Source organism: Phyllobacterium sp. 01N428 (assembly GCF_056399405.1).
The window spans coordinates 1-20,104 of the sequence record NZ_JBFTRH010000001.1; the positions used below are offsets into that span (position 1 = coordinate 1).

21 protein-coding genes and 1 pseudogene are annotated in these 20,104 nt (G+C 58.2%); 14 read left to right on the plus strand and 8 right to left on the minus strand.

Going from position 1 to position 20,104, the window contains the following annotated elements:
* The 3 genes and pseudogenes from AC1DNI_RS00005 to AC1DNI_RS00015 all read left to right on the plus strand — a co-directional run.
* Positions 1–140 (plus strand): annotated as a pseudogene (locus AC1DNI_RS00005) (IS110 family transposase); the annotation flags it as partial.
* A gap of 485 nt (positions 141–625) precedes the next feature.
* On the plus strand, positions 626–1,330 hold the full coding sequence (locus AC1DNI_RS00010) for a DUF899 family protein (protein ID WP_477690380.1): 705 nt from the start codon (positions 626–628) through the stop codon (positions 1,328–1,330).
* 124 nt (positions 1,331–1,454) lie between these two features.
* Positions 1,455–1,871, plus strand: a complete 417-nt coding sequence (locus AC1DNI_RS00015; RefSeq protein WP_477690381.1) for an HD domain-containing protein — start codon at positions 1,455–1,457, stop codon at positions 1,869–1,871.
* 255 nt (positions 1,872–2,126) lie between these two features.
* On the opposite strand, the gene AC1DNI_RS00020 is transcribed toward AC1DNI_RS00015, so the two are convergent.
* Both AC1DNI_RS00020 and AC1DNI_RS00025 read right to left on the minus strand, forming a co-directional pair.
* Entirely contained in the window at positions 2,127–2,405 is a 279-nt protein-coding gene (locus AC1DNI_RS00020) for a hypothetical protein (RefSeq protein WP_477690382.1), read from the minus strand.
* A gap of 52 nt (positions 2,406–2,457) precedes the next feature.
* Positions 2,458–2,751: a DUF6074 family protein gene (locus tag AC1DNI_RS00025; protein ID WP_153667059.1), complete on the minus strand. Its 294-nt coding sequence runs from the start codon at positions 2,749–2,751 to the stop codon at positions 2,458–2,460.
* 259 nt (positions 2,752–3,010) lie between these two features.
* Here AC1DNI_RS00025 and AC1DNI_RS00030 point away from each other — a divergent pair, with 259 nt between their 5' ends.
* The 3 genes from AC1DNI_RS00030 (at position 3,011) to AC1DNI_RS00040 (ending at position 5,733) form a co-directional block, all read left to right on the plus strand.
* Positions 3,011–3,439: a hypothetical protein gene (locus AC1DNI_RS00030; RefSeq protein WP_477690383.1), complete on the plus strand. Its 429-nt coding sequence runs from the start codon at positions 3,011–3,013 to the stop codon at positions 3,437–3,439.
* A 74-nt stretch (positions 3,440–3,513) separates the two neighbouring features.
* The gene (locus tag AC1DNI_RS00035) at positions 3,514–4,359 is read left to right on the plus strand and encodes an SDR family NAD(P)-dependent oxidoreductase (protein WP_477690384.1); all 846 of its coding nucleotides are present in this window, start codon (positions 3,514–3,516) and stop codon (positions 4,357–4,359) included.
* Positions 4,360–4,482: 123 nt separating this feature from the next.
* On the plus strand, positions 4,483–5,733 hold the full coding sequence (locus AC1DNI_RS00040; protein WP_477690385.1) for an aminopeptidase: 1,251 nt from the start codon (positions 4,483–4,485) through the stop codon (positions 5,731–5,733).
* 113 nt (positions 5,734–5,846) lie between these two features.
* Here the strand turns inward: AC1DNI_RS00040 and AC1DNI_RS00045 are convergent, their stop codons facing one another.
* Entirely contained in the window at positions 5,847–6,950 is a 1,104-nt protein-coding gene (locus tag AC1DNI_RS00045) for a saccharopine dehydrogenase family protein (RefSeq protein ID WP_477690386.1), read from the minus strand.
* A gap of 123 nt (positions 6,951–7,073) precedes the next feature.
* Here AC1DNI_RS00045 and AC1DNI_RS00050 point away from each other — a divergent pair, with 123 nt between their 5' ends.
* From AC1DNI_RS00050 to AC1DNI_RS00065, 4 genes are all read left to right on the plus strand, one after another.
* Entirely contained in the window at positions 7,074–7,502 is a 429-nt protein-coding gene (locus AC1DNI_RS00050; protein WP_477690387.1) for an Lrp/AsnC family transcriptional regulator, read from the plus strand.
* An 85-nt stretch (positions 7,503–7,587) separates the two neighbouring features.
* Positions 7,588–8,376: an ImuA family protein gene (locus AC1DNI_RS00055; RefSeq protein ID WP_477690388.1), complete on the plus strand. Its 789-nt coding sequence runs from the start codon at positions 7,588–7,590 to the stop codon at positions 8,374–8,376.
* A 13-nt stretch (positions 8,377–8,389) separates the two neighbouring features.
* Positions 8,390–9,832 carry a Y-family DNA polymerase gene (locus tag AC1DNI_RS00060; RefSeq protein ID WP_477691440.1) on the plus strand — a complete coding sequence of 481 codons (1,443 nt, stop codon included), beginning with the start codon at positions 8,390–8,392 and terminating at the stop codon, positions 9,830–9,832.
* The gene (locus AC1DNI_RS00065) at positions 9,829–13,068 is read left to right on the plus strand and encodes an error-prone DNA polymerase (RefSeq protein ID WP_477690389.1); all 3,240 of its coding nucleotides are present in this window, start codon (positions 9,829–9,831) and stop codon (positions 13,066–13,068) included. The genes AC1DNI_RS00060 and AC1DNI_RS00065 overlap by 4 nt, the downstream gene beginning before the upstream one ends.
* An 8-nt stretch (positions 13,069–13,076) precedes the next feature.
* On the opposite strand, the gene AC1DNI_RS00070 is transcribed toward AC1DNI_RS00065, so the two are convergent.
* The 3 genes from AC1DNI_RS00070 to AC1DNI_RS00080 all read right to left on the minus strand — a co-directional run bounded on the left by AC1DNI_RS00070 (position 13,077) and on the right by AC1DNI_RS00080 (position 15,916).
* Positions 13,077–13,319 (minus strand): DUF768 domain-containing protein, encoded by a 243-nt coding sequence (locus AC1DNI_RS00070; protein ID WP_027231103.1) that lies wholly within the window; start codon positions 13,317–13,319, stop codon positions 13,077–13,079.
* Positions 13,320–13,466: 147 nt separating this feature from the next.
* Positions 13,467–13,658 (minus strand): CsbD family protein, encoded by a 192-nt coding sequence (locus AC1DNI_RS00075; protein ID WP_027231102.1) that lies wholly within the window; start codon positions 13,656–13,658, stop codon positions 13,467–13,469.
* A 254-nt stretch (positions 13,659–13,912) separates the two neighbouring features.
* Positions 13,913–15,916 (minus strand): AI-2E family transporter, encoded by a 2,004-nt coding sequence (locus tag AC1DNI_RS00080; RefSeq protein WP_477690390.1) that lies wholly within the window; start codon positions 15,914–15,916, stop codon positions 13,913–13,915.
* A gap of 184 nt (positions 15,917–16,100) precedes the next feature.
* Here AC1DNI_RS00080 and AC1DNI_RS00085 point away from each other — a divergent pair, with 184 nt between their 5' ends.
* From AC1DNI_RS00085 to AC1DNI_RS00095, 3 genes are all read left to right on the plus strand, one after another.
* Positions 16,101–16,259: a DUF3309 family protein gene (locus AC1DNI_RS00085; protein ID WP_036813626.1), complete on the plus strand. Its 159-nt coding sequence runs from the start codon at positions 16,101–16,103 to the stop codon at positions 16,257–16,259.
* Positions 16,260–16,517: 258 nt separating this feature from the next.
* Positions 16,518–16,856 (plus strand): ElaB/YgaM/YqjD family protein, encoded by a 339-nt coding sequence (locus AC1DNI_RS00090; RefSeq protein ID WP_091920951.1) that lies wholly within the window; start codon positions 16,518–16,520, stop codon positions 16,854–16,856.
* 1 nt (position 16,857) lies between these two features.
* The gene (locus AC1DNI_RS00095) at positions 16,858–17,325 is read left to right on the plus strand and encodes a hypothetical protein (protein ID WP_027231099.1); all 468 of its coding nucleotides are present in this window, start codon (positions 16,858–16,860) and stop codon (positions 17,323–17,325) included.
* Here the strand turns inward: AC1DNI_RS00095 and AC1DNI_RS00100 are convergent.
* Entirely contained in the window at positions 17,305–18,825 is a 1,521-nt protein-coding gene (locus AC1DNI_RS00100) for an HWE histidine kinase domain-containing protein (protein ID WP_477690391.1), read from the minus strand. The genes AC1DNI_RS00095 and AC1DNI_RS00100 overlap by 21 nt on opposite strands.
* A gap of 164 nt (positions 18,826–18,989) precedes the next feature.
* On the opposite strand from AC1DNI_RS00100, the gene AC1DNI_RS00105 reads away from it, so the two are divergent.
* Positions 18,990–19,211, plus strand: a complete 222-nt coding sequence (locus AC1DNI_RS00105; protein WP_477690392.1) for a hypothetical protein — start codon at positions 18,990–18,992, stop codon at positions 19,209–19,211.
* A gap of 32 nt (positions 19,212–19,243) precedes the next feature.
* On the opposite strand, the gene AC1DNI_RS00110 is transcribed toward AC1DNI_RS00105, so the two are convergent.
* On the minus strand, positions 19,244–19,996 hold the full coding sequence (locus AC1DNI_RS00110) for a Crp/Fnr family transcriptional regulator (protein WP_477691441.1): 753 nt from the start codon (positions 19,994–19,996) through the stop codon (positions 19,244–19,246).
* Between the last annotated feature and the right edge of the window lie 108 nt (positions 19,997–20,104).

Here is a 20,104-nt window from a genome sequence, read left to right on the forward strand (position 1 = left end):
GCAAAGGCGAGTTCGCCGCCTTCTACAAACGTCTCGTCGCCAGTGGCAAAAAGCCGATCGTCGCTCTCGCTGCCGTCATGCGAAAGATCGTTGTCGTGCTCAATGCGAGACTGAGAGACGACCTCGTTCAACAGAGTTGATGACGGCGGGTAGGTGGATGAGGGTAGTGCCTATTGACCCGCTCTCACCAGCGAGGCGGTCAGAATCGCTGCTGTTCCACACGAGACCATAAACGCCCCCTCAGGCGTCATCCCCGCCCGCCCGTGCCGTTCCCCTTCGCGCCTTCCTGCCGTCATCCTCAGGCTCTTGTCGCGAGGACGGGGGGTGCACGAGGGTGGTGCCTGTTGGCGCGTTCTCACCAACGGGGCGTTCACAATGGCCGCGGTTCCACACGCCCTCTTAGGCGTCCATCCCCGCCCCGTCCCTGCCGTCACGCTCGCGGCCCTCCCTCCCGTCCCCCTTCACCCCCCTCCCGCCCGGAAACCATACCGGCCATCAATGTTTGCCATTTGCGCAATATGTTGATATCAACCTTATTGGGCGGAAGCTTCAGCACGGTAGAATGGCATTTGATGCCAGACTGCCGCAATGCACGCGCAAGGCGCCAACTTCAGAGGATCGAGCCATGAGCATATCCCATTCGCTTACTCCCGCAGCCGAACTCGCCAGCCGCAATGGCGTACGCTATCCCAACGAGAGCGCCGCCTACCGCCAGGCACGCGATGCCCTTCTGGCGGAAGAGATTGAACTGAGGCGCCATATCGAACGCGTCGCCGAACAGCGGCGGGCCTTGCCGCCGGGGGGCGAGGTTGCAAAGGACTATCGCTTTGACAGCGAGGACGGACCCGTCAGTTTTGCCGATTTGTTCAGCGGCAAGCAGACGCTTGTCGTCTACAATTACATGTTCGGACCGGAGCGTGAACGTCCTTGCCCCATGTGCACCTCGCTGCTGAGTGCCTGGGACGGCGAAGCTCGCGATGTCGAACAGCGCGTTGCGCTGGCGGTCGTCGCTCGCTCGCCCATCGAACGCCTCGCTTCCTTCAAAAAGGAGCGCGGCTGGCAGGCTTTGAAGCTCTATTCCGACACCAGTGGTGCGTTCAGCCGCGACTATCATGCCTGGCCGCCGGAAGGCGGGGATGACGCGGCCTTCAATGTCTTCACGCGGCGCGACGGAACGATCCGCCATTTCTGGGGTGGCGAGATGGGGTTTGTCACGGCGGACCCCGGGCAGGATCCGCGCGGCGCGCCGGATCTGATGCCGATCTGGACGATCCTTGACTGCACCCCGGAGGGCCGAGGTTCGGACTGGTATCCGAAGTTGAACTACTAGAGCGGGCGAAAAACGCATCGCTCAAATGCGCTTTTTTTGCAGTGTGATTACAGGGTTTCGCGGGTGGAACAGTTTCACTCCCGGGCAGTTATGATCTTCATCAAAAACGTCCGGGAGTTCTGCCATGCCATCCCTCGAGCAAGCCATATCCATTGCTGCGAGTGCCCATGCTGGTTACCGCACTGAAAATGATGAGCCCTATATTTTGCACCCGCTTCGGGTGATGCTTGGCCTCCACGATGAGGACGAGCGAATCGTCGCTGTTCTCCACGACGTTGTCGAGAAAACCGGCTGGACACTCGACAATCTGCGCAATGAAGGTTTTTCCGAACAGATTATCGCAGCGGTTGACGCCGTGACCCGCCGCCACAACGAGGATTACTTTGATTTCGTGCAGCGCACGCGCGACAACGACCTCGGCAGGCGGGTCAAGATCATGGATTTGAAGGATAATATCGCCAAGGTCAGGAACAATCGTAAATCATCGCAAGCCGAAGAAAAGCTCGCAAAATATGAAGAGGCCCTTGTCCGGCTTGAGTGAGCATTTCTGTTATTCAGCCGCATGCCGGTCGTCGGGGACATATTTCTGACCGTTTTGTGCAGTGCACCTTGCCGCCCCGACCGGCGTCTATACTGCCCGAGGGATTTTTGCGCGGTGTTAGGTTTGTCGCACATGAATGCAAGGAACCACCCCGCAACTTGAACGTTGACTCGCTGAATGGGCGGAACATTCAACAACTATGAGGGAAGAGTTATGAGAAAACTGTTGATCATTGGAGCGACCGCCTTGGTCGCGCTAACGTCCGCGCCACAGGCATTTGCGCAATCTATCGTAATTGGCCCCGATGGCGTCCGACTGGCTGAGCCACAGAGGGAACCGGCCTATCGTTCGCGGGAAATTTCCGAACGTGATGCAGTTCGGATCGCGCGAAGCGAAGGTGTTCGCGACGTAGACGACGTAAGGCGCAGAGGTTCGCGCTTCGTCGTGGAAGGCATAGACCGCCGCGGTGACGATATCCGTGTCGATATCGACCGTCGCACAGGCGATGTTGTTGCCGTTAGGTAATGTTAACAATGAAAATTAAAAGCCCGCCATCGGAATTGGCGGGCTTTTGCTTGTCGAAGATTCAATAGGCCGTTTCGCCGTTGGCATCGTCGAAATAAGATAGGCGCGCAAGCTCGCGTTCAACGGCCGTGAAGAAGGCGCCGACCTGTTCGTCCTGCTCTTCCTCGGCGATGCCGATTTTGCTGAGGTGTCTGAAGAGCGTTTCTGCCACCTGGTTTCGATAGGCACCGGCCTGCCGGTCCGAGACCTTTTCGGCGATCCTTGCCGCCACTTCGCGAATCTTCGCCGCCCTCCGCGTAAGCGGAAATGCGATGACCCGGCACGGCGTGGTGGCTTCGGCTTCAAACATGCTCATATTCTTCCCGGTTCCCGCAGGCGCGGTTGGCAATCGATTCGCCTGACGATAGTGGAAATTGTCCTAACAATTTGTTTCCGCAGGCCTTTGGGCCCCTCTCCGATCTCTGTTGGACTGGTTACGTAACGTCCTGTGGGGCAATAGTAGCGGGAACAGTCTGTGCGTAACGGCCTCGAAATGTTGCCCGTCATGGCATGCGGGCCTATCAAGTGAGGGACAAGTGATTCGTTTTCGTTAGTTACGGCGCAGACAGTGAGACATGGCACTTAGCAATGCGGAGAGACAGCGGCGGCACCGCGAGCGGCAAAAGCAGAAACTTGCCGCCGCCACGCCGGATCTGGCAACGCAGTATGAAAACGTCGGTGCCGACCTTCGTGAAAAGCTCTATTCCCTCATCGATGCGGAAAACGCGCATCGCGAACGTTACATAACGGCCCTCTCGCTGGAGCGCATCGACTTCAGCAGGGTTATTCTCGATATCGCTCTCAATGAAGATCGCTCCGGCATTGCCGATACGGCGAGGATTGTCCTCCTGCAGGCGCTGTGCATGGGCGAAAGTACCGAAAAAGAGATTGTCGAAGCGCTCCGGCAAAAAGCGCTGGAGGCAGCGCAACAGACTCATGGCTATGATTCGCAGGATCAGATAGGCCCGCTTGCGCACTATATGCGCGTGCCGAACTTCGGCTGACCGAATGGTTTTACTTCCGTGTCTGGCGTCTGCTAGATTCAGGCTTCGACGCGATCTCATTGGAGGGAAAAGACATGGCGCATCCGGCTTTTTTACCATCCAACGTTGCAGTCATAACAGGAGGCGCATCGGGCATAGGGTTTGCGGCGGCCAGGCGCTTCGCCAGGATGGGTCTCAAAGTCGCAATTGCTGACCTTGCCGGGGAAAAGCTCGAGACGGCCCGCGCCACGTTGGCGACCGAGGCCGGCAGTGAGAATGTCTTGGCCGTCGCGACGGATGTTACCAATGTGCCAGAGCTCGAGGACCTGAGAGAGGCGGTCGACGCCAAATTCGGCGGGGCCGATATTCTGATGAACAATGCCGGCATCCAGCCCGGCAGCAGCGTCTTCGAAGCGAAAAACTGGGACAGCATCCTCGCCGTCAACCTCTTTGGCATCATCCGCGGCAGCCAGGTTTTCGGTCCATCGATGATAAAGCGGCAGAAACCCGGCCTTATCATCAATACGGGTTCCAAGCAGGGGATCACCACACCGCCGGGCGATCCGGCCTACAATGTCTCCAAATCCGGCGTCAAAACCTTCACCGAGGCCCTAGAGCACGAGTTACGCAACACGAAGGACTGTCACGTAACGGCACATCTTTTCATTCCCGGATTCGTCTATACGCCGCTCGCCGCAGGCGGTCGTACAAAGAAACCAGCGGGCGCATGGACAGCCGAACAGACGGTCGATTTCATGCTCGAGCGCGTGTCCGCCGGCGATTTCTACATTCTTTGTCCCGATAACGACGTGACCCGCGCCTTGGATGAAAAGCGCATATTCTGGGCCGCGCACGACATGATCGAGAACCGCCCGCCGCTTTCGCGCTGGCATCCGGACTATCAGGAAAAATTCGCCGCATTCCTGAAGGGCGCTGACTGACCAGCACAACCCCGCGATCATAGCCGGGTCCATGCGGACTGAACTTAATTCGTATCATTGCCTTGATGCGGCCGTTGGTCCGGTTCTATGCTGGAGCATCGTTTTGACTAGCATGGATCTCCAATGACCTCGTCCCCCAAAATCCCGTCCGTCGATCCCATCAAGCTTGACCGTCTGGCGGAAGTTTCCGTCAAGATCGGCCTGCAGCTGCAGCCGGGGCAGGATCTTTTGATCACCGCGCCGCTTGCGGCGGTGCCGCTCGTGCGCCGTATCACCGAACATGCATATAAGGCCGACGCCGGCCTCGTGACGGCGCTTTACAACGACGAAGAAACGACGCTGATGCGTTATCGCAACGCGCCGAACGACAGCTTCGACCGCTCTGCAGGCTGGCTCTATGAAGGCATGGCCAAGGCGTTCTCAGAAAACACCGCACGGCTCGCCGTGGCCGGCGATAATCCCATGCTGCTTTCCGCCGAGGATCCGGAGAAGGTCGCCCGCGCCAACCGAGCGCAATCGCGCGCCTATCAGCCGGCGCTCGAAAAGATTGCCGGGTTCGATATCAACTGGAACATTGTTTCCTATCCCAACCCCTCCTGGGCCAAGCAGGTCTTCCCGGATCAGGATCCGGACGTTGCGGTCGCGATGCTCGCGGATGCGATTTTCGCCGCATCACGTGTCGATGTCGAGGATCCGGTCAGCGCCTGGCGCGATCACAACGCCGCCCTGCACCGCCGCACGGCCTGGCTCAACGCCCATGCCTTTTCCGCATTGCATTTCAAGGGTCCGGGCACCGATCTGACCGTCGGGCTCGCCGACGGGCACGAGTGGCATGGCGGCGCATCGGTTGCCAAGAACGGCATCACCTGCAACCCCAACATCCCGACCGAAGAAGTATTTACAACCCCGCATGCCCTGCGCGTCGATGGTCACGTATCGAGCACCAAGCCGCTCTCGCATCAGGGAACATTGATAGAGAACATCAAGGTTCGCTTCGAAGGCGGCAAGATCATAGAGGCGAAGGCAACGCGCGGCGAAGAAGTGTTCAACAAGGTGCTCGGCACGGACGAAGGCGCGCGGCGCCTCGGCGAAGTCGCTCTCGTGCCGAATTCGTCACCGATCTCGGCCTCGGGCCTCCTGTTCTTCAACACGCTGTTCGATGAAAACGCCGCCAGCCACATCGCGCTCGGACAGTGCTATTCGAAGTGCTTTATCAATGGCGACAGGTTGACGCCGGATGAAGTTGCGGCGCGGGGCGGAAACAAAAGCCTCATCCATATCGACTGGATGATCGGTTCGGGTGAGATCGACGTCGACGGAATCAACAAGGACGGCTCCGCCGTGTCGGTCATGCGCAAGGGCGAGTGGGTCTAATTAGCGTATAACGCTGCAGCGAGACGGCAAATCAGTGAGTCCTCGCCTTTATACAAACAAGAGGAGCTGGCCGGGGCCAACTCCTCTTTTCTCATGTCTGGCGTTGAGGGAATTTACGCAACGAGACGCCCTGCCGATTCGGCCTGGGCGTATGCCCTGCCGAAGCGGTTGGCGAGGAAAGTGTCGAGCGCGATGTCTTCCTGGCGGATGAAGCCCTGCTGCGGCAGGTCACCCTTGGCCAGCATGTCGAGCACGGCGCAGATTGCCGATGCCGTGGTTATCTGGATGCCGCTGTAAAGCTGCGCGCCGATATGGTTGCTATAGACCTTGTTGGCATAGGTTTCCTGCAGGAGACGGCCCTTCTTGCGGCCGCTGACGGTAACGAAGATGACGACGACGTCCTGCAGGGTGGACGGCAGCGCATTCTCGAGAATGTCCTTCAGCACATCACGGCGATCGCGCAGGCCGAGATCGTTCAACAGCGCCTTCATGATGGCCGCATGGCCGGGATAGCGGATGGTGCGATAGTTGAGGGTGCGCACCTTGCCTAGCAGCGATTCGCACAGGGTGCCGAGACCGCCCGAGGTATTGAACGCCTCGTAGGTGACGCCGTCGAGGGAAAATTCCTCACGCTCTTCGAGGGCTGGAACTTCGATCAGTTCGCCATCGACAATGGCTTCGCAAGGCTCGCAATATTCATTGATGACGCCGTCCGTGCTCCAGGTCAGGTTGTAGTTGAGCGCGTTGGACGGATATTGCGGCAATGCGCCGACGCGCATGCGCACGCTTTCAAGCGAGTCGAAACGCTTGGCGAGGTCGTTGGCCACGATAGAGATGAAGCCTGGCGCAAGACCGCACTGAGGGATGAAAGCAGTCTTTGCCGTTGCCGAAAGCTGCCTGACCATGCGGGTGCTGGCGACGTCTTCGGTAAGGTCGAGATAATGGACGCCGGACTTGGCAGCTGCCTCGGCAATGCGCGTGGTTAGGTGGAACGGCGCAGCGCTCAATACAGCGAATTTTCCTGCAAGAACCCCTTCAAGCGCGCCGGCTTCATCGATTTCGATGCATTTCGTTGCAACGTTCGCCGATACGTCGAGCCCATCGAGCTGGGCTTGCGAGCGGTCAACGACGGTGACGCTGTAATCCCCGGTATTGGCGAGCAGATTGGCGATTGTTCCGCCGATTTTGCCTGCGCCTACGACAACGATATTTTTCATATGATTCCCCAATGGACAAAATAATCTCGCGCGAATGTCGCAGGCTTGTTCGGCGAAATGAAGTATGTAAACTGACGATATGACATGCTAATTTTTAGTATTTCGACGAATGGATTAGACAATATGCTGACGGACGCCGATCATGCCCTGCTCTCCCTACTGCGTGAGAATGCAAGGACCTCCACCGCCGATCTCGCCCGCAAGCTCGGCGTTTCGCGCACGACAGTGCAAAGCCGCATCGAGCGACTGGAAAAGCGCGGAATGATCCGTGGCTATGGCGTGCAGCTTTCGCCGGAGTATGAGCAGCATCTCGTTAAGGCGCATGTGCTCGTCACCGCCTTGCCAAAGCTTGCCGTCAAGGTGGAGGCGGCCCTCAAAAAGATTGCCTGGGTGAGGACGCTGCATTCGGTCAGCGGACAATTCGACATGATCGTCATCGTCGAAGCGCCTTCGATCCAGGAGCTCGACCGTCTGCTTGACGAGATCGGTGCGCTTGAGGGCGTTGAGCGCACCATGTCGTCGATTATTCTTTCGACGCGCATCGATCGTTGAGAACGTAAACTCAGGCAACTGCTTGACTCTCACCGTCATTGGATTCCATAATAGAACATATCGTGAACATTCAGGGGTTGAGTAGGTGGCGACAACCGTCGATCTTACGGCGTTGCGGCGTGATATTGCGTCTTTGAGCGCGGGCATTTCGCCTGCTGCCAAGCGCTCTGCCTTTGCCTTCGGCATCGAAACGCTCGACCGTGTGTTCCGCCACGGAATCGAGCGGGGCGCCGTCCATGAAGTCTTTGCCTATGAGGCCGGCGACGCTGGTGCGGCAACAGGCTTCGTCATCGCTCTTGCCCTGCGCGCTGCCTCCGCCCAAAGCCTCATCTTGTGGCTTGAAGAGGATTTCGCAGCCCAGGAACATGGGTTTCCCTATGCGCCCGGCCTCAGGCACATCGGTCTCGACCCGCAACGCCTCGTCATCGTGCGCTGTGCCACGCCACAGGATGTGCTGAAGGCGGCTGCGGATAGCCTGGGCATTCGTGGAACAGGTGCGGTGATTATCGCGCCCTGGAGCAATCCGAAGTGTCTCGACCTTACGGCCTCGCGCAAATTGCTGCTTTCCGCCCAGCAGACAAATGTGCCTGCCTTTCTCCTGCGGCTCGGCGCTCAGCCCGCCGAAAACGCCGCGACGACGCGCTGGCTTATCCGTTCCGCCGCATCGCAATCGAGCGGGGCAAATGCCCCCGGCCATCCTGTGTTCGATGCGACGCTCATTCGCAACCGGCAGGGCATGACCGGCCATTGGATCCTGCAATGGGAGAGTGAAGACCATGTGTTCCGACAGATCGAACCGCTTTCTGGCAATGTGGTTCCCGCACCTGCCTACCGACCGCCTCAAACACGAAAGTCCGGTACGCGCTCTTACTGACCAGCATCTGATCGTGGTGGACAAGATTGCCAATGCCTTAAGGCTGACGGCTGTAGACGAACAAGCAGCCAAGGCCGGCCTTTACAAGGGCATGGCACTGACCGATGCCCGCGCGCAATTCGACAAGCTCGATATCGCCTTCGCCTCGCCGCGCAAGGATGGCGAGCTTTTGGAAAAGCTTGCCGACTGGTGCGACCGCTATACGCCGCTGGTTGCACTCGATGCGCCGCATGGGCTTATTCTCGACATGACCGGGTGCATCCACCTTTTCGGCGATGAACCCACATTGCTTGAGGACGTTCACCGGCAATTGCAGCGGCATGGCATGATCGTGAAGACGGCCTTTGCCGGCAATGCGGCAGCGGCAAGCGCGCTCGCCCGCCATTCTGCGGGCGGCATCGTCGAGCCCTCAGACCAGAGCCGGCGGCTTTATGCGCTTCCTCTTGTCAGCCTCGATCTCGAAGACGCACATATTGCCGGTCTCAGGCGTGCCGGCTTGCGCACCGTCGGTGATCTTGATGTTCTGCCTCGTGCAGCCCTGACAGCCCGCTTCGGAAATGGTGTGGTTGCGGTTCTCGATGCGCTGTTTGGCCGGCAGAGCAAGCCTATTTCGCCGCGCCGCATCGTACCCGTCTGCATGGTGGAAAGGCGCATGGCCGAGCCCTTGATTGCGATGGAAGCCGTCGAGCTCGTGCTTGTTCAGCTGGCAGACGAGTTGTTCATCCGCCTGGGGCAGCGCGTCGAAGGCGCCCGCGAAATCGAGGCTAGTTTTTTCCGTACTGACGGCAATGTGCGCCGGCTGCGCATCGAGGCAGGAAGACCCTTGACCGATAGGAAAACCCTGATGCGCCTGATGAAGGAGCGCTTGTCTACACTTGCCGAGCCGCTCGATGCCGGCTTCGGCTTTGACATGATCCGCCTCGGTGCCCTGCGCACGGACCGTACCCGGCATCAGCAGAAAAGTCTCGATGACCGCGAGCAGGAAACCGAAGAGGTGGAAAGGTTGATCGACCGGCTTTCCATCCGCCTCGGCAATAGCCGCGTCCTGCGGCCAACCCCTGTCGACACCCATATTCCGGAGCGAACGGTCGCTCTCGAGCCCGCATCAAAGACCAAGCGCGAAAGCAATGGCGAATGGATTGCGCAGCCTCAAGGCGATCCACCAGAGCGGCCGGTCAGGCTTTTCCAGCCGCCTGAACGCATCGAGGCGACTTTCGAGGTTCCGGATTCGCCGCCCGCGCAATTCATCTGGCGCCGCGTCAGGCACAATGTCGTTCTCGCCGAAGGCCCGGAACGCATCGCTCCGGAATGGTGGCGTGAGCATTCCGGTGCGCTGACAAGGGACTATTACCGGCTGGAGGATAGTTCCGGCAAACGCTTCTGGGTCTTCAGGGAAGGCTTGCTAGAGCGCGGCACTCCTAACCCGCGCTGGTATCTTCATGGGCTTTTCGCATGAATTATGCCGAGCTTGCCGTCACCAGCAATTTCTCCTTTCTGGAAGGCGCGTCGCAGCCGGAGGAACTGGTCAAGGCCGCCGCCCTTCTCGGCCTTGACGGCCTTGGCATTGCCGACCGCAATACGCTTGCCGGGGTCGTCCGCGCCTATTCTGCGCACAGGGATTTGCACAAGGCTGCGGGAATCAATCTCAAGCTTTTCATTGGATGCAGACTGGTTTTCATAGACGATACGCCGGATTTGCTGGTCTATCCCCGCGACCGCCCGGCCTATGGCCAGCTTTGCCGGCTTTTGAGCGAGGGCAAGGATCGAGCGAAGATAAAGGGCGAATGCCATCTCCGTTTCGAGGATTTTCAGTTTCGGGCGAGGGACTTCCAGATCATCGTCATGCCGGCCCGCGGCAGCAGGGACTTAACGCCGTTCCTCAAGACACTTGCGCTGGCGGCTCCAGGTTCGGTCTGGCTTGGGCTTGCCATGCCGCATCAAGGTGCAGACAGGCGCTATGGTGAAAGGCTGGCCCGCATGGCAGCCAAGGCGGATATTCCCCTTCTGGCAGTCAATAATGTCCTTTATCACACGCCCTCCCGTCGCCCGCTTCAGGATGTCCTGACCTGCATTCGCGAGCATGTGACGATCGATGAGGCGGGCAGGCGGCTCGAAAGGAACGCCGAGCGGCATATGAAATCGCCGCAGGAGATGCAGCGGCTTTTCCGGCATTTTCCCGGCGCCCTTCCTGAAACCCGTCGCTTCATCGAGCCGATCCGGTTCTCTCTCGATGAGTTGAAATACAACTATCCGGACGAACCTGTGCCGCCAGGCAAAACGCCCCAGCAGCATCTCATCGACGAGACCTGGAAGGGTGCGGCAAAGCGCTATCCGGAAGGTGTTCCCGGCAAGGTAAGCGAACTCCTTGAAAAGGAACTCGCCCTCATTGGCCAGCTCAATTACGCGCCCTATTTCCTGACCGTCTACGACATCGTCACCTTCGCCCGATCGCAGAAGATCCTGTGTCAGGGACGCGGCTCTTCGGCAAATTCGGCGGTTTGCTATTGCCTCGGCATTACCGCGGTCGATCCCGTCAAGATCAATCTCCTGTTCGAGCGGTTCCTTTCGGCCGAGCGCAAGGAACCTCCCGATATAGATGTAGACTTTGAGCACGAGCGGCGTGAAGAGGTGATGCAGTGGGTCTATGAACGCTATGGGCGCCATCGCGCCGCCATCGTCGCCACCGTCATCAGCTATCGCCCGCGCAGTGCCATTCGCGATGTCGGCAAGGCTCTGGGACTGACTGAGGACGTCACCGCAGCGCTTGCCAATACGGTCTGGGGCAGTTGGGGTTCGGCCGTTGAAAAGCAGGAGGTGCGGCAGGCTGGTCTCGATCCTGACAATGTGATGATCCGCCGCGCGGTCCGGCTTGCCACCGAACTCATCGGCTTTCCCCGCCACCTCTCGCAGCATGTCGGCGGCTTCGTGCTGACGCAGGAGCGGCTCGACGAGACGGTGCCGATCGGTCCCGCCGCCATGGCCGAGCGGTCTTTCATCGAATGGGACAAGGACGATATCGACGCGCTCAACATCATGAAGGTCGATGTGCTTTCGCTCGGCATGCTGACCTGCATCCGCAAGGCGTTCGACCTCATCCATCTTCATGGCGGCGATCGGTTCGAACTGGCAACCGTCCCCAAGGAGGACGAGAAAGTCTACGACATGCTCTGCAATGCCGATTCCCTTGGCGTGTTCCAGGTGGAAAGCCGGGCTCAGATGAACATGCTGCCACGCCTGAAGCCCAGAAAATTCTACGATCTGGTTATCGAGGTCGCCATTGTCCGTCCAGGCCCGATCCAGGGTGACATGGTGCATCCCTATCTTCGCCGCCGCAACAAGATCGAGCCTGTCTTCTATCCCGCCCCTTCGCCCGAGCATGGCGACAAGGACGAATTGCGCAACGTTCTGGAAAAGACCCTCGGCGTGCCGCTCTTTCAGGAGCAGGCGATGCGCATAGCCATCGAAGCTGCAAAGTTCACGCCCGACGAAGCCAATCAGTTGCGCCGGGCCATGGCAACCTTCCGCCGCGTCGGCACGATCAACCAGATGGAGCAGAAGATGGTGGATGGCATGGTCCGCCGCGGCTATGAGCGCAGCTTTGCCGAAAATTGCTTCAATCAGATCAAGGGATTTGGCGAATACGGCTTTCCCGAAAGCCATGCTGCAAGCTTTGCCATCCTTGTCTACATTTCCTCCTGGATCAAATGCTATCATCCGGCAGCCTTTGCTGCTGCGCTTTTGAATTCGCAGCCCATGGGCTTTTACGCGCCGGCGCAGATCGTTCGCGATGCCCGCGAGCATGGCGTGGAAATCCGGGCTGCCGACATCAATTTCAGCAGCTGGGACAATACGCTCGAAAAGACGGAGGACGGCCTCGCCACGCGCTTGGGCTTGCGTCAGATCGGTGGTTTTTCCAAGGATTGGGCAAATATCATCGTGGCCAAACGCCGCTCGGCCTATACGAACATCGAAGAGTTTCGTCGCCTGACGCGGCTCGAGAGAAGAGCCTATGTCCTCCTTGCCGATGCCGATGCGTTCCGTTCGCTCGGCATTGCCCGACGCGAGGCGCTTTGGGCGGTGCGGCGCCTGCCGAACGACGAGACTTTGCCGCTTTTTCAGGCGGCCGACAGCAACGAACTTCCGGAGGAAGCAGAGACCAGGCTGCCTTCAATGAAACTGTCCGAACATGTCGTTGCGGATTACGAATCGACGCGGCTTTCCCTCAAGGGCCACCCCATGCAGTTTCTTCGCGAGATGTTTGCTCGCGAGAACGTCCTGACCTGCAGGCAAGCCAACAATCTCGGCAATAATCGCCGCGTCAAGGTTGCGGGTGTCGTCACAGTCCGGCAGCGGCCGGGAAGCGCCAAGGGTGTTGTCTTCATGACCATCGAGGATGAGACGGGCATCGCCAATATTGTCGTGTGGAAGAAGATGCTGGAGAAGTACCGCCGTGAAGTGATGGGCGCCCGGCTGATCCTTATCGAGGGCACTGTCCAGAGCGCCGAAAACGTCGTCCATGTCGTGGCAACCAGGCTTACCGACAGAACCAACGCGCTTTACCTTCTATCCGAACAACTCGCAACACTGCCGGTCTCGCACAGCGATGAAGTCGCCCACCCTGTTTCAGAAGAATCGCGGGGCCGCCATCCGCGCAATGTGCGCATCTTGCCGAAATCACGGGATTTTCATTAGCCGATCGCTTAGGCCTGCTTGCTTTCCTTGGCGAGGGCCGCGCGATCGATGGCGGTGATCATGCAGATCTCAAGATCGCCCAGGCCATCCTTTATTTCTGCAAACGAAATGCCCGCAGCTTCAGCATCCGCCGCACATTTCTCTGCCAGCTGTTTGGGCCGCCGGTCATGATGCGCCATGTCCGCCGGCTTGCTTGCATCCACGTTGGTCGAGATCCAGTCATTGACAAAATCGATCGCTCTCTGGCTCATCCAATCCTCCTTTACCTCTTCCCAACACGGTTTGGCTTGCCTTCAAAATATGCCCTTATCCGCCATATATCCAGTGCGATGATGGGCCCATGAAAGCATTTGGCCGGCTTCAACGAGCCGGCCAAAAATTAAAAAGCGATGTATACATCAAGCTTTGTCGACAACCTTTTTGACCGCGTCCTTAGCCTTGCCCTTGGCTACCTGAGCATCGCCCTTAAGCTCCTGGGCCTTGCCTTCGGCTTCCATCTTGCGTGATCCTGACACCTTGCCTGCAGCCTGCTTAAGATTGCCTGCAGCCTTGTTGGCCGTGCCCGAAACTTTATCGCTGGTGCTACCCATCCTGTGCTCCTTGAAATTTGCATTTACCCCATTGAAACGGCGGGAACTTGTAAAGGTTCCGCGACTGAGATATTCAATTCCTTGAAAACATTCGACAATATTTTAAAAGAGTGTGACCCGGCGCCCACGGGGGAACAGGCACCGGGTCCTTACGCTACTGGCTGGGGTTGGCCAGCAACCTCGAAACGTGTCAGCCTTGTCTTGGTTCCAAGCCTGAAATCTCCCGGTGACGTCTCCTGACAAGACGTGACCTTTCACGCACTGATCAGGTCCAGCGCATCCTCCACGGACGACGCAAAATGGCAGTTGCGCGTCGACCCGACGATCTTCTCACCATCGACATTCTCGGGATCTTCCGACCAGAAGCTGATGACGATCTTGACGCGCCCGTTCCTGCGCCGGATGCGGCGGACCAGATACCGCGCATGGGCCACCGACGAGACATTGAGATAGCTGATATGAATGACACTGACGCCCGTAAGGTCGAGCTTACCGATGCTGCCGGATTCCAGTTCGTCGTGGGAAATATCGCGCACCTCGAAGCCACGCCGTTCCAGGATATCGCCAAGGATGACGGCTGCCGCATCGTCGAATTCGCCGCGACCGCCTGCGGAAATGGCGACGCGCGCCTCTTCTTCGGGCGGCGGCTCCTTGGCCTTGGCTTTGGCTGCCTTTGGCTTAGCGCCCGGCCGATCAGCATTCTTTTCAGTCTCTTCCGGCTTGCCGTTTTCTTCCTCTTCCTCCTCGTCGTCGTGATGTTCCGAGAGATTTTCAACGAGAAGAACGGTTCCCTGAGCTACGCGGCTGCGGCGGGTCGAATCAAGGACGCCTCTCGCCCGGTCGTTCTCGGCGAGGAACAGCGCCGGGATCGCGACCGAAGCATAGTATTCCTCGATCGTGGAAGACTGCAGAAACTCCTCCGCCCTTTCCGTTGCTTCGTCCGGATCGCCGGAAAGAAGCCTTTGGTAAAGCTGTTGCGGCGGTGAAAGAACAGGCTCGTTGCCGAGAAGAACGTCGAGAAATTCGAACTTCGGAACATGTCTGCCGAGAACGACGAGGCAGACAGTGAGCGGCGTTGAAAGGATCAGTCCGATTGGCCCCCATATCCAGGTCCAGACGATCGCGGCCATCAGGATAGCAACAGGCGACAGACCCGTTCTTGATCCATAGAGCAACGGCTCCATGACATTGCTGCTGACAAGTTCAAGGACGATGAACAGCGCGCCGGTCCAGAACAGCAGCATCCAGCCGGGATCGACCGCCAGCGACAGAATGAGCGGAAAGGCGGCGGCCATGATCGGACCGATATAGGGAACGAAGCGCAAGACGATGGCCAGCATGCCCCACAGCATCGGATTTGGGATGCCGATAACCCAGAGCCCGATGCCAATCGGAACGCCGAAACTGATATTGATGATCAGCTGCATCAAAAGGTATTGGCCAACACGCTTTCCGGCGTCGTGGAGCGCAGTCGTCGTTCGGTGGATATCGCTCGCACCGACGAGCTTGATGAAGCGATCGCGCAGATCCTCGCGGCGCATCAACATGAAGATGACGACAACGATGATGATGCCAACCGTAGCAAGAGGCTGGATGAGCGGGCCTGCGAAAGTCTGGAGCAGGCTCAGCGGGTCGGGTGGCGGATACTTGATCTCCACGGGAACCGGCTTGTTCGGATCATTGCCCTGCAGCGGGGATCCGCCGGCCGGCTGGTTGTTCTCGACATTTTGCGGCCGCTCGTGCTGCGGCTCGGGCTTCTTCTCCGGCTCTACGGCAAAACGCTCGACCTCGTCCGAGCGGCCGATTTCGTCGTTGAACCGCTTCAGCATCCTGGCCCCGCGGTCGAAAATACTGTTGCCGGACTGCGCTTCCTTCACCGTGCGGATCTTGGCTTCAATATTGTACTGATAGCTTGGCAGGTTCTGCGCGAGCACCGTCAGCTGACTGACGACGATGCTGACAAAGATGAATATGGCGAGGAACGCCATAGCGACGACGCTGATGACCGCAAAGGCCTTGGGAATGCCGGAACGATGCAGCTTCGTGACCATCGGCGACAGGGCGAAGGTCAGGAGTAGCGCCATTGCCAGCGGCACGAAGACATCGCGGGCGAAATAAAGCGCAGCGACAATGGCGATTGCGACGACAACCGGCGGAAACTGCTGTTGGGGATCGGCTGCTTCGGGCGCTGGAACCGGACGTAAACTGATCCGCTCGACCGCGCGCGAGACCTTTGCCCCGCTATCCTCAGACGGCATGAGAATCCCCCAATCTGAGGTTCATGAATAGTACGCTCCCGTTACAACCCGGACTAGAAACGAAGCCGGCTCAAATTGGTTGCATATTCAACACCTCGCTCCACTCCCTGCAACCTCGACAGGAACCAAATTTCATTTCGCGTGTTTTGCACTGAAAGATTTGCCACTTACAGGGAGACGCGGAATGTCACTAGGGACACTGTTAATCATTATTCTCATTCTCGCATTGATCGGCGTCTTTCCGAGTTGGCCGCATGCGAGAAGCTGGGGTTACGGGCCTTCGGGTCTGCTCGGCATTGTCCTGGTCGTCGTTCTCATATTGCTCTTGATGGGCAGGATCTAACGTTTAGCAAGGAGATTTCAGACATGATGCGTGGTGCATTACTTTGGCTTATAGGATTGCCACTTCCGATCATCCTCATACTTTGGTTGCTCGGCTATCTTTCTTAAATAATTCCTCATTTAGCGCCGGCCGTCTGGCCGGCGTCTTGTTATCCATCTTCGGCTTGCCAGCTTGCGATGCGCTCCCAAGCATGGAACAAATGTCGCCACGCGGCGTTTCCCGCAGCATATGCAGCCATTTTCTAAAAGGAGTTTTCCCATGGCCTCTGTTTCCTCGAAGGTTCGCAAGGCGGTTGACGATGCGACCGAATCCAATCCCGATCTGCAGGCACAGGTAGCTGCGCTGCGGGAAGACATTGCGAACATCACGGCGACACTCGGCAAGATCGGCAAGAATAGAGCCCAGGATGCCCGGAGAAGCGCGGCAAGTTCATTTGAATCCGCGAAATTGCGCGGCGAAGAGACCTTCGAAGACTTGCGGCTGCAGGCGCGTGAACTGGAAGACCAGATCGTCGAGACGGTGCGGGAAAAACCCTTGACCACCCTCGCAGTCGCAGCCGGCGTGGGTTTCCTTCTCGCGCTTATCGCTCGCCGCTGACATGCTGAAGCTGCTGGCCCCACTTTTAACCAGCTTGGCGGCTGGAGAGGTCGGCTTGGTCGTCAGCCGAGCCAAACAAAGCGCCATCTTCGCCGCAATCATCGCGGTTCTGGTGACGATTGGCGCCGTTTTCCTGTTGGTGGCGGCGCAGATCAGCCTGGCAGAACATTACGGCCCGTTATATGCGGCCCTGATCATCGCGGGTTCAGCCTTTGGCCTCGCGATCATTGCGTATATTGCAATGAAAATCGCCTCTTCCTCGGCACGACGCCGCCAGGAAGAACGGGCGAAGGTCGATACGTCGACCGTGTTGACGATCGCGGCCCTGGCCGTGGCGCCAGCGCTGCTTCGGTCGAGAGCATTGCTGATGCTCACGGTCCCGCTTGTGGCCTTTGGTGGCCTGTCTCTCGCAGGCAAGAAGAAAAAGCGTCGCCCCCGCAACGACCCATCAGCTGGCGGCGGGATCTGACTGATCCCCGATCGGCATGGAGACAATTGCCTCTATGCCGGTCTCCGGGTAGCTTAGCCGCACACTGCTCGACAGCACCTTGTCCAGACTGCGTTCGATCAATTTCAAACCCAACCCTCGGGTATTCGGCGCCGTTACGCGCGGGCCATTGGATTCCGTCCAGCGGATGACGATGCGCGACTCGTGCAGCCCGACTTCCAGTTGCCAGACGATACGCACATGACCGCTTGCAACCGACAGTGCGCCATGTTTTACGGCGTTGGTGGCAAGCTCATGCAAGGCGATCCCGAGCCCGAGGGCATGATCCGGAGGCAGCATGATATCTTCGCCCACCAGTTCAATCTGGCCAATATCGAAGATCGCGTAAGGCTCCACCTGTTTCGTGATCAGATCGACCAGACTGATGCCGCTCCACTCCCGATCCGACAACAATGTGTGAGCCTCAGAGATTGCGCGCAGACGGCCTGAGAAGGCTTCCATGAATTCTGCCGGATCGGACGTGCGGCTTAGCGTCTGCCTTGCCAGCGATTGCAGCATGGCGAGCGTGTTCTTGACCCGGTGATTGAGTTCACGCAGGAGAAAGCGCGTCTTCTCCGACGCCGTCTTGTTTTTGGTGATATCGATGTTGACGCCGACAGCGACGACCGGCTTGCCGGACGAGTCTCGCTCGAAAATGCGGCCGCGGCCAAGCAGCCACTGGCCCGACGAAGCGACGCGAAACTCGCCGACATAGTCCTGGTTCTGCGCCAGTGCCCGCGTGAAGGCTGACTTCATGGCAGGGAAATCGTCGGGATGCATAGCCCGAAACACATCTTCGCCGCTGACTGTGTGATCCGAATCGAGTCCGAGCATTTCATAGGCCATGCGATTGCCTGTGAACCGGCCGTTTCGCAGATCCCAGACCCAGCTTCCGACATTTCCGACTTCAAGCGCCATGGCATTGCGATCGTCATCCCGATGCAGCGTAGCGACGCGCTCATCTCCCTGCCGCGAGTCTCGCTTAAGCTCGATCAGTGACCCCGCCACCTTGGCGAGGCTTGCCAGTTGCTCCTGCTGCGCGGCGGTAAAGTCCCTTCGTGTTTCGTCCGACATGACGCTGACCGCGCCAATACATTCATCCGAGACGCAGATGGGCGCCACCGCAATGAATCTGAGGTGCGGCGCATGGGTAACGCAATGAAGTTCGGAAAAACGGACATCCTCTGCTGCATTGAGAATGACAAGACAACTGGCTTCAGGAATCGTCAAAGCCGCGGCTTCAAAGGTCCACATGTTGGCCCGTCCAAGCGTTCCCTTATGCGCAAGAACCTTGCTCTGCCGTTCATCGACAAGCGAGATTTGAGCAGCCTTCGCGCCTGACGTGGTGAGCGCAAGTGCAGCGATGTTATCAAAATCCGTGTCGTTCTCGATTGCCAACGGCGTCAGGCTCGAAAGGACATCGAGCCGGCCAGGCTCGGACATTGCCTGAAAAAGGTTTTCTGATATTGGCGGTGATTTCATATCTCTATGAGGCACTCCACACCCCGCTCCCCACATCAATCGTTACTACATCATGGTCCATCAACGCCACCCTTTAAGCATGGTTCCAGACGGGAACAAATAATCGGCCTCCCCGTTTTGGTTGAGTGTTCAATGCTTTTGTTGGGCATAAAATGGAGAGACCCATGCTCGAAGCGAACGATATTCTCACCGATGCGGGATTGAGTAGGGAGCAGAAAATTGCAAGGCTCAAGGAACTCTTGAGCGAAGCAAGGGGATTGCAAAGAGCGGCCACTGAGGGCGGCATGGACCCGGATGACGGTGTGACACGCAACCTTCGAGATATTGAACTGGCTCTCGACCACTTGAATGCGGAGCAGCCGGAAGCCGGCGCCGCAACGCTTTAGCAGTTGCGGCATAAACTGCATCTGCAAACTTATTAAATGAATGGTCTCGGGATCGATGACAGCCCTGACCATTTCGAGATCTGGAGCAGTGCTGTCTCGTCGAGCACTTCACAGCCGCGGTCAAGCCAGCGCAGGGCACCGCGACCTGCCAGTTTTTTCAAGGTTTTGTTGGTATGAACGATGGAAAGCCCTAACGTATCGGCGACATGCTGTTGCCGGAGAGGCATGACCAGCGTATCGCCTTTCACCAATCCGACGCTCTTGGCGCGTTGAAAAAGGAAGGCGAAGAGATAGGCCGCCCGCTCGAGCGCAGTACGCCTACCTACGCTCAGCAATATCTCATCCAGCATCTGCTCCTCGCGCGATGCTATCCATGTAATGTCGTAAGCAAGGCTCGGAAAGTTGCCGAACAGGGTTGGAAGCTTGTCGCGCTGGAAAACACACAGGATCATCGGGGACAGTGCCTCGATCGAATGAGACATCTCCCGCATTAGCGATCCCTGCAAGCCGATCAGATCACCGGGAAGAACATAGTTGAGAATCTGCCGGCGGCCGTCCTCGAGCATCTTGTAGCGAAAGCCCCATCCGGACAGGACCGTGAAAAGATGCGCGCTGTTGGCCCCCTCGACCAGCACGGTGGTGCCGGTATCGGCCACAAGTTCGCCGGTCTTGAAGGTTGATAAAAAATCTATCTCGTCCTTTTGATGCGGCTGCAGGTGCGCAAAACCCTGCAAAGGGCATTTGTCGCACGGGTATTGCCGTGCTGTCGATGCGGCTGTGTTCATGCCCGTATCCCCGTTCGGATTTACGCTACCACGATGCCGGTAAATTGCTCGCGCGATCTTTGCAATCGGCATGTCTTAGTTAAATGACACTTGTCCTCACTCCGCTCA

Coding starts and splice junctions, on each gene's coding strand:
- AC1DNI_RS00065 (WP_477690389.1), top strand. CDS start 9,829: ATGAATTATGCCGAGCTTGCCGTCACCAGCAATTTCTCCTTTCTGGAA.
- AC1DNI_RS00070 (WP_027231103.1), bottom strand. CDS start 13,319: ATGAGCCAGAGAGCGATCGATTTTGTCAATGACTGGATCTCGACCAAC.
- AC1DNI_RS00015 (WP_477690381.1), top strand. CDS start 1,455: ATGCCATCCCTCGAGCAAGCCATATCCATTGCTGCGAGTGCCCATGCT.
- AC1DNI_RS00030 (WP_477690383.1), top strand. CDS start 3,011: ATGGCACTTAGCAATGCGGAGAGACAGCGGCGGCACCGCGAGCGGCAA.
- AC1DNI_RS00075 (WP_027231102.1), bottom strand. CDS start 13,658: ATGGGTAGCACCAGCGATAAAGTTTCGGGCACGGCCAACAAGGCTGCA.
- AC1DNI_RS00050 (WP_477690387.1), top strand. CDS start 7,074: ATGCTGACGGACGCCGATCATGCCCTGCTCTCCCTACTGCGTGAGAAT.
- AC1DNI_RS00010 (WP_477690380.1), top strand. CDS start 626: ATGAGCATATCCCATTCGCTTACTCCCGCAGCCGAACTCGCCAGCCGC.
- AC1DNI_RS00100 (WP_477690391.1), bottom strand. CDS start 18,825: ATGAAATCACCGCCAATATCAGAAAACCTTTTTCAGGCAATGTCCGAG.
- AC1DNI_RS00090 (WP_091920951.1), top strand. CDS start 16,518: ATGGCCTCTGTTTCCTCGAAGGTTCGCAAGGCGGTTGACGATGCGACC.
- AC1DNI_RS00105 (WP_477690392.1), top strand. CDS start 18,990: ATGCTCGAAGCGAACGATATTCTCACCGATGCGGGATTGAGTAGGGAG.
- AC1DNI_RS00095 (WP_027231099.1), top strand. CDS start 16,858: ATGCTGAAGCTGCTGGCCCCACTTTTAACCAGCTTGGCGGCTGGAGAG.
- AC1DNI_RS00080 (WP_477690390.1), bottom strand. CDS start 15,916: ATGCCGTCTGAGGATAGCGGGGCAAAGGTCTCGCGCGCGGTCGAGCGG.
- AC1DNI_RS00045 (WP_477690386.1), bottom strand. CDS start 6,950: ATGAAAAATATCGTTGTCGTAGGCGCAGGCAAAATCGGCGGAACAATC.
- AC1DNI_RS00025 (WP_153667059.1), bottom strand. CDS start 2,751: ATGAGCATGTTTGAAGCCGAAGCCACCACGCCGTGCCGGGTCATCGCA.
- AC1DNI_RS00035 (WP_477690384.1), top strand. CDS start 3,514: ATGGCGCATCCGGCTTTTTTACCATCCAACGTTGCAGTCATAACAGGA.
- AC1DNI_RS00110 (WP_477691441.1), bottom strand. CDS start 19,996: ATGAACACAGCCGCATCGACAGCACGGCAATACCCGTGCGACAAATGC.
- AC1DNI_RS00040 (WP_477690385.1), top strand. CDS start 4,483: ATGACCTCGTCCCCCAAAATCCCGTCCGTCGATCCCATCAAGCTTGAC.
- AC1DNI_RS00085 (WP_036813626.1), top strand. CDS start 16,101: ATGTCACTAGGGACACTGTTAATCATTATTCTCATTCTCGCATTGATC.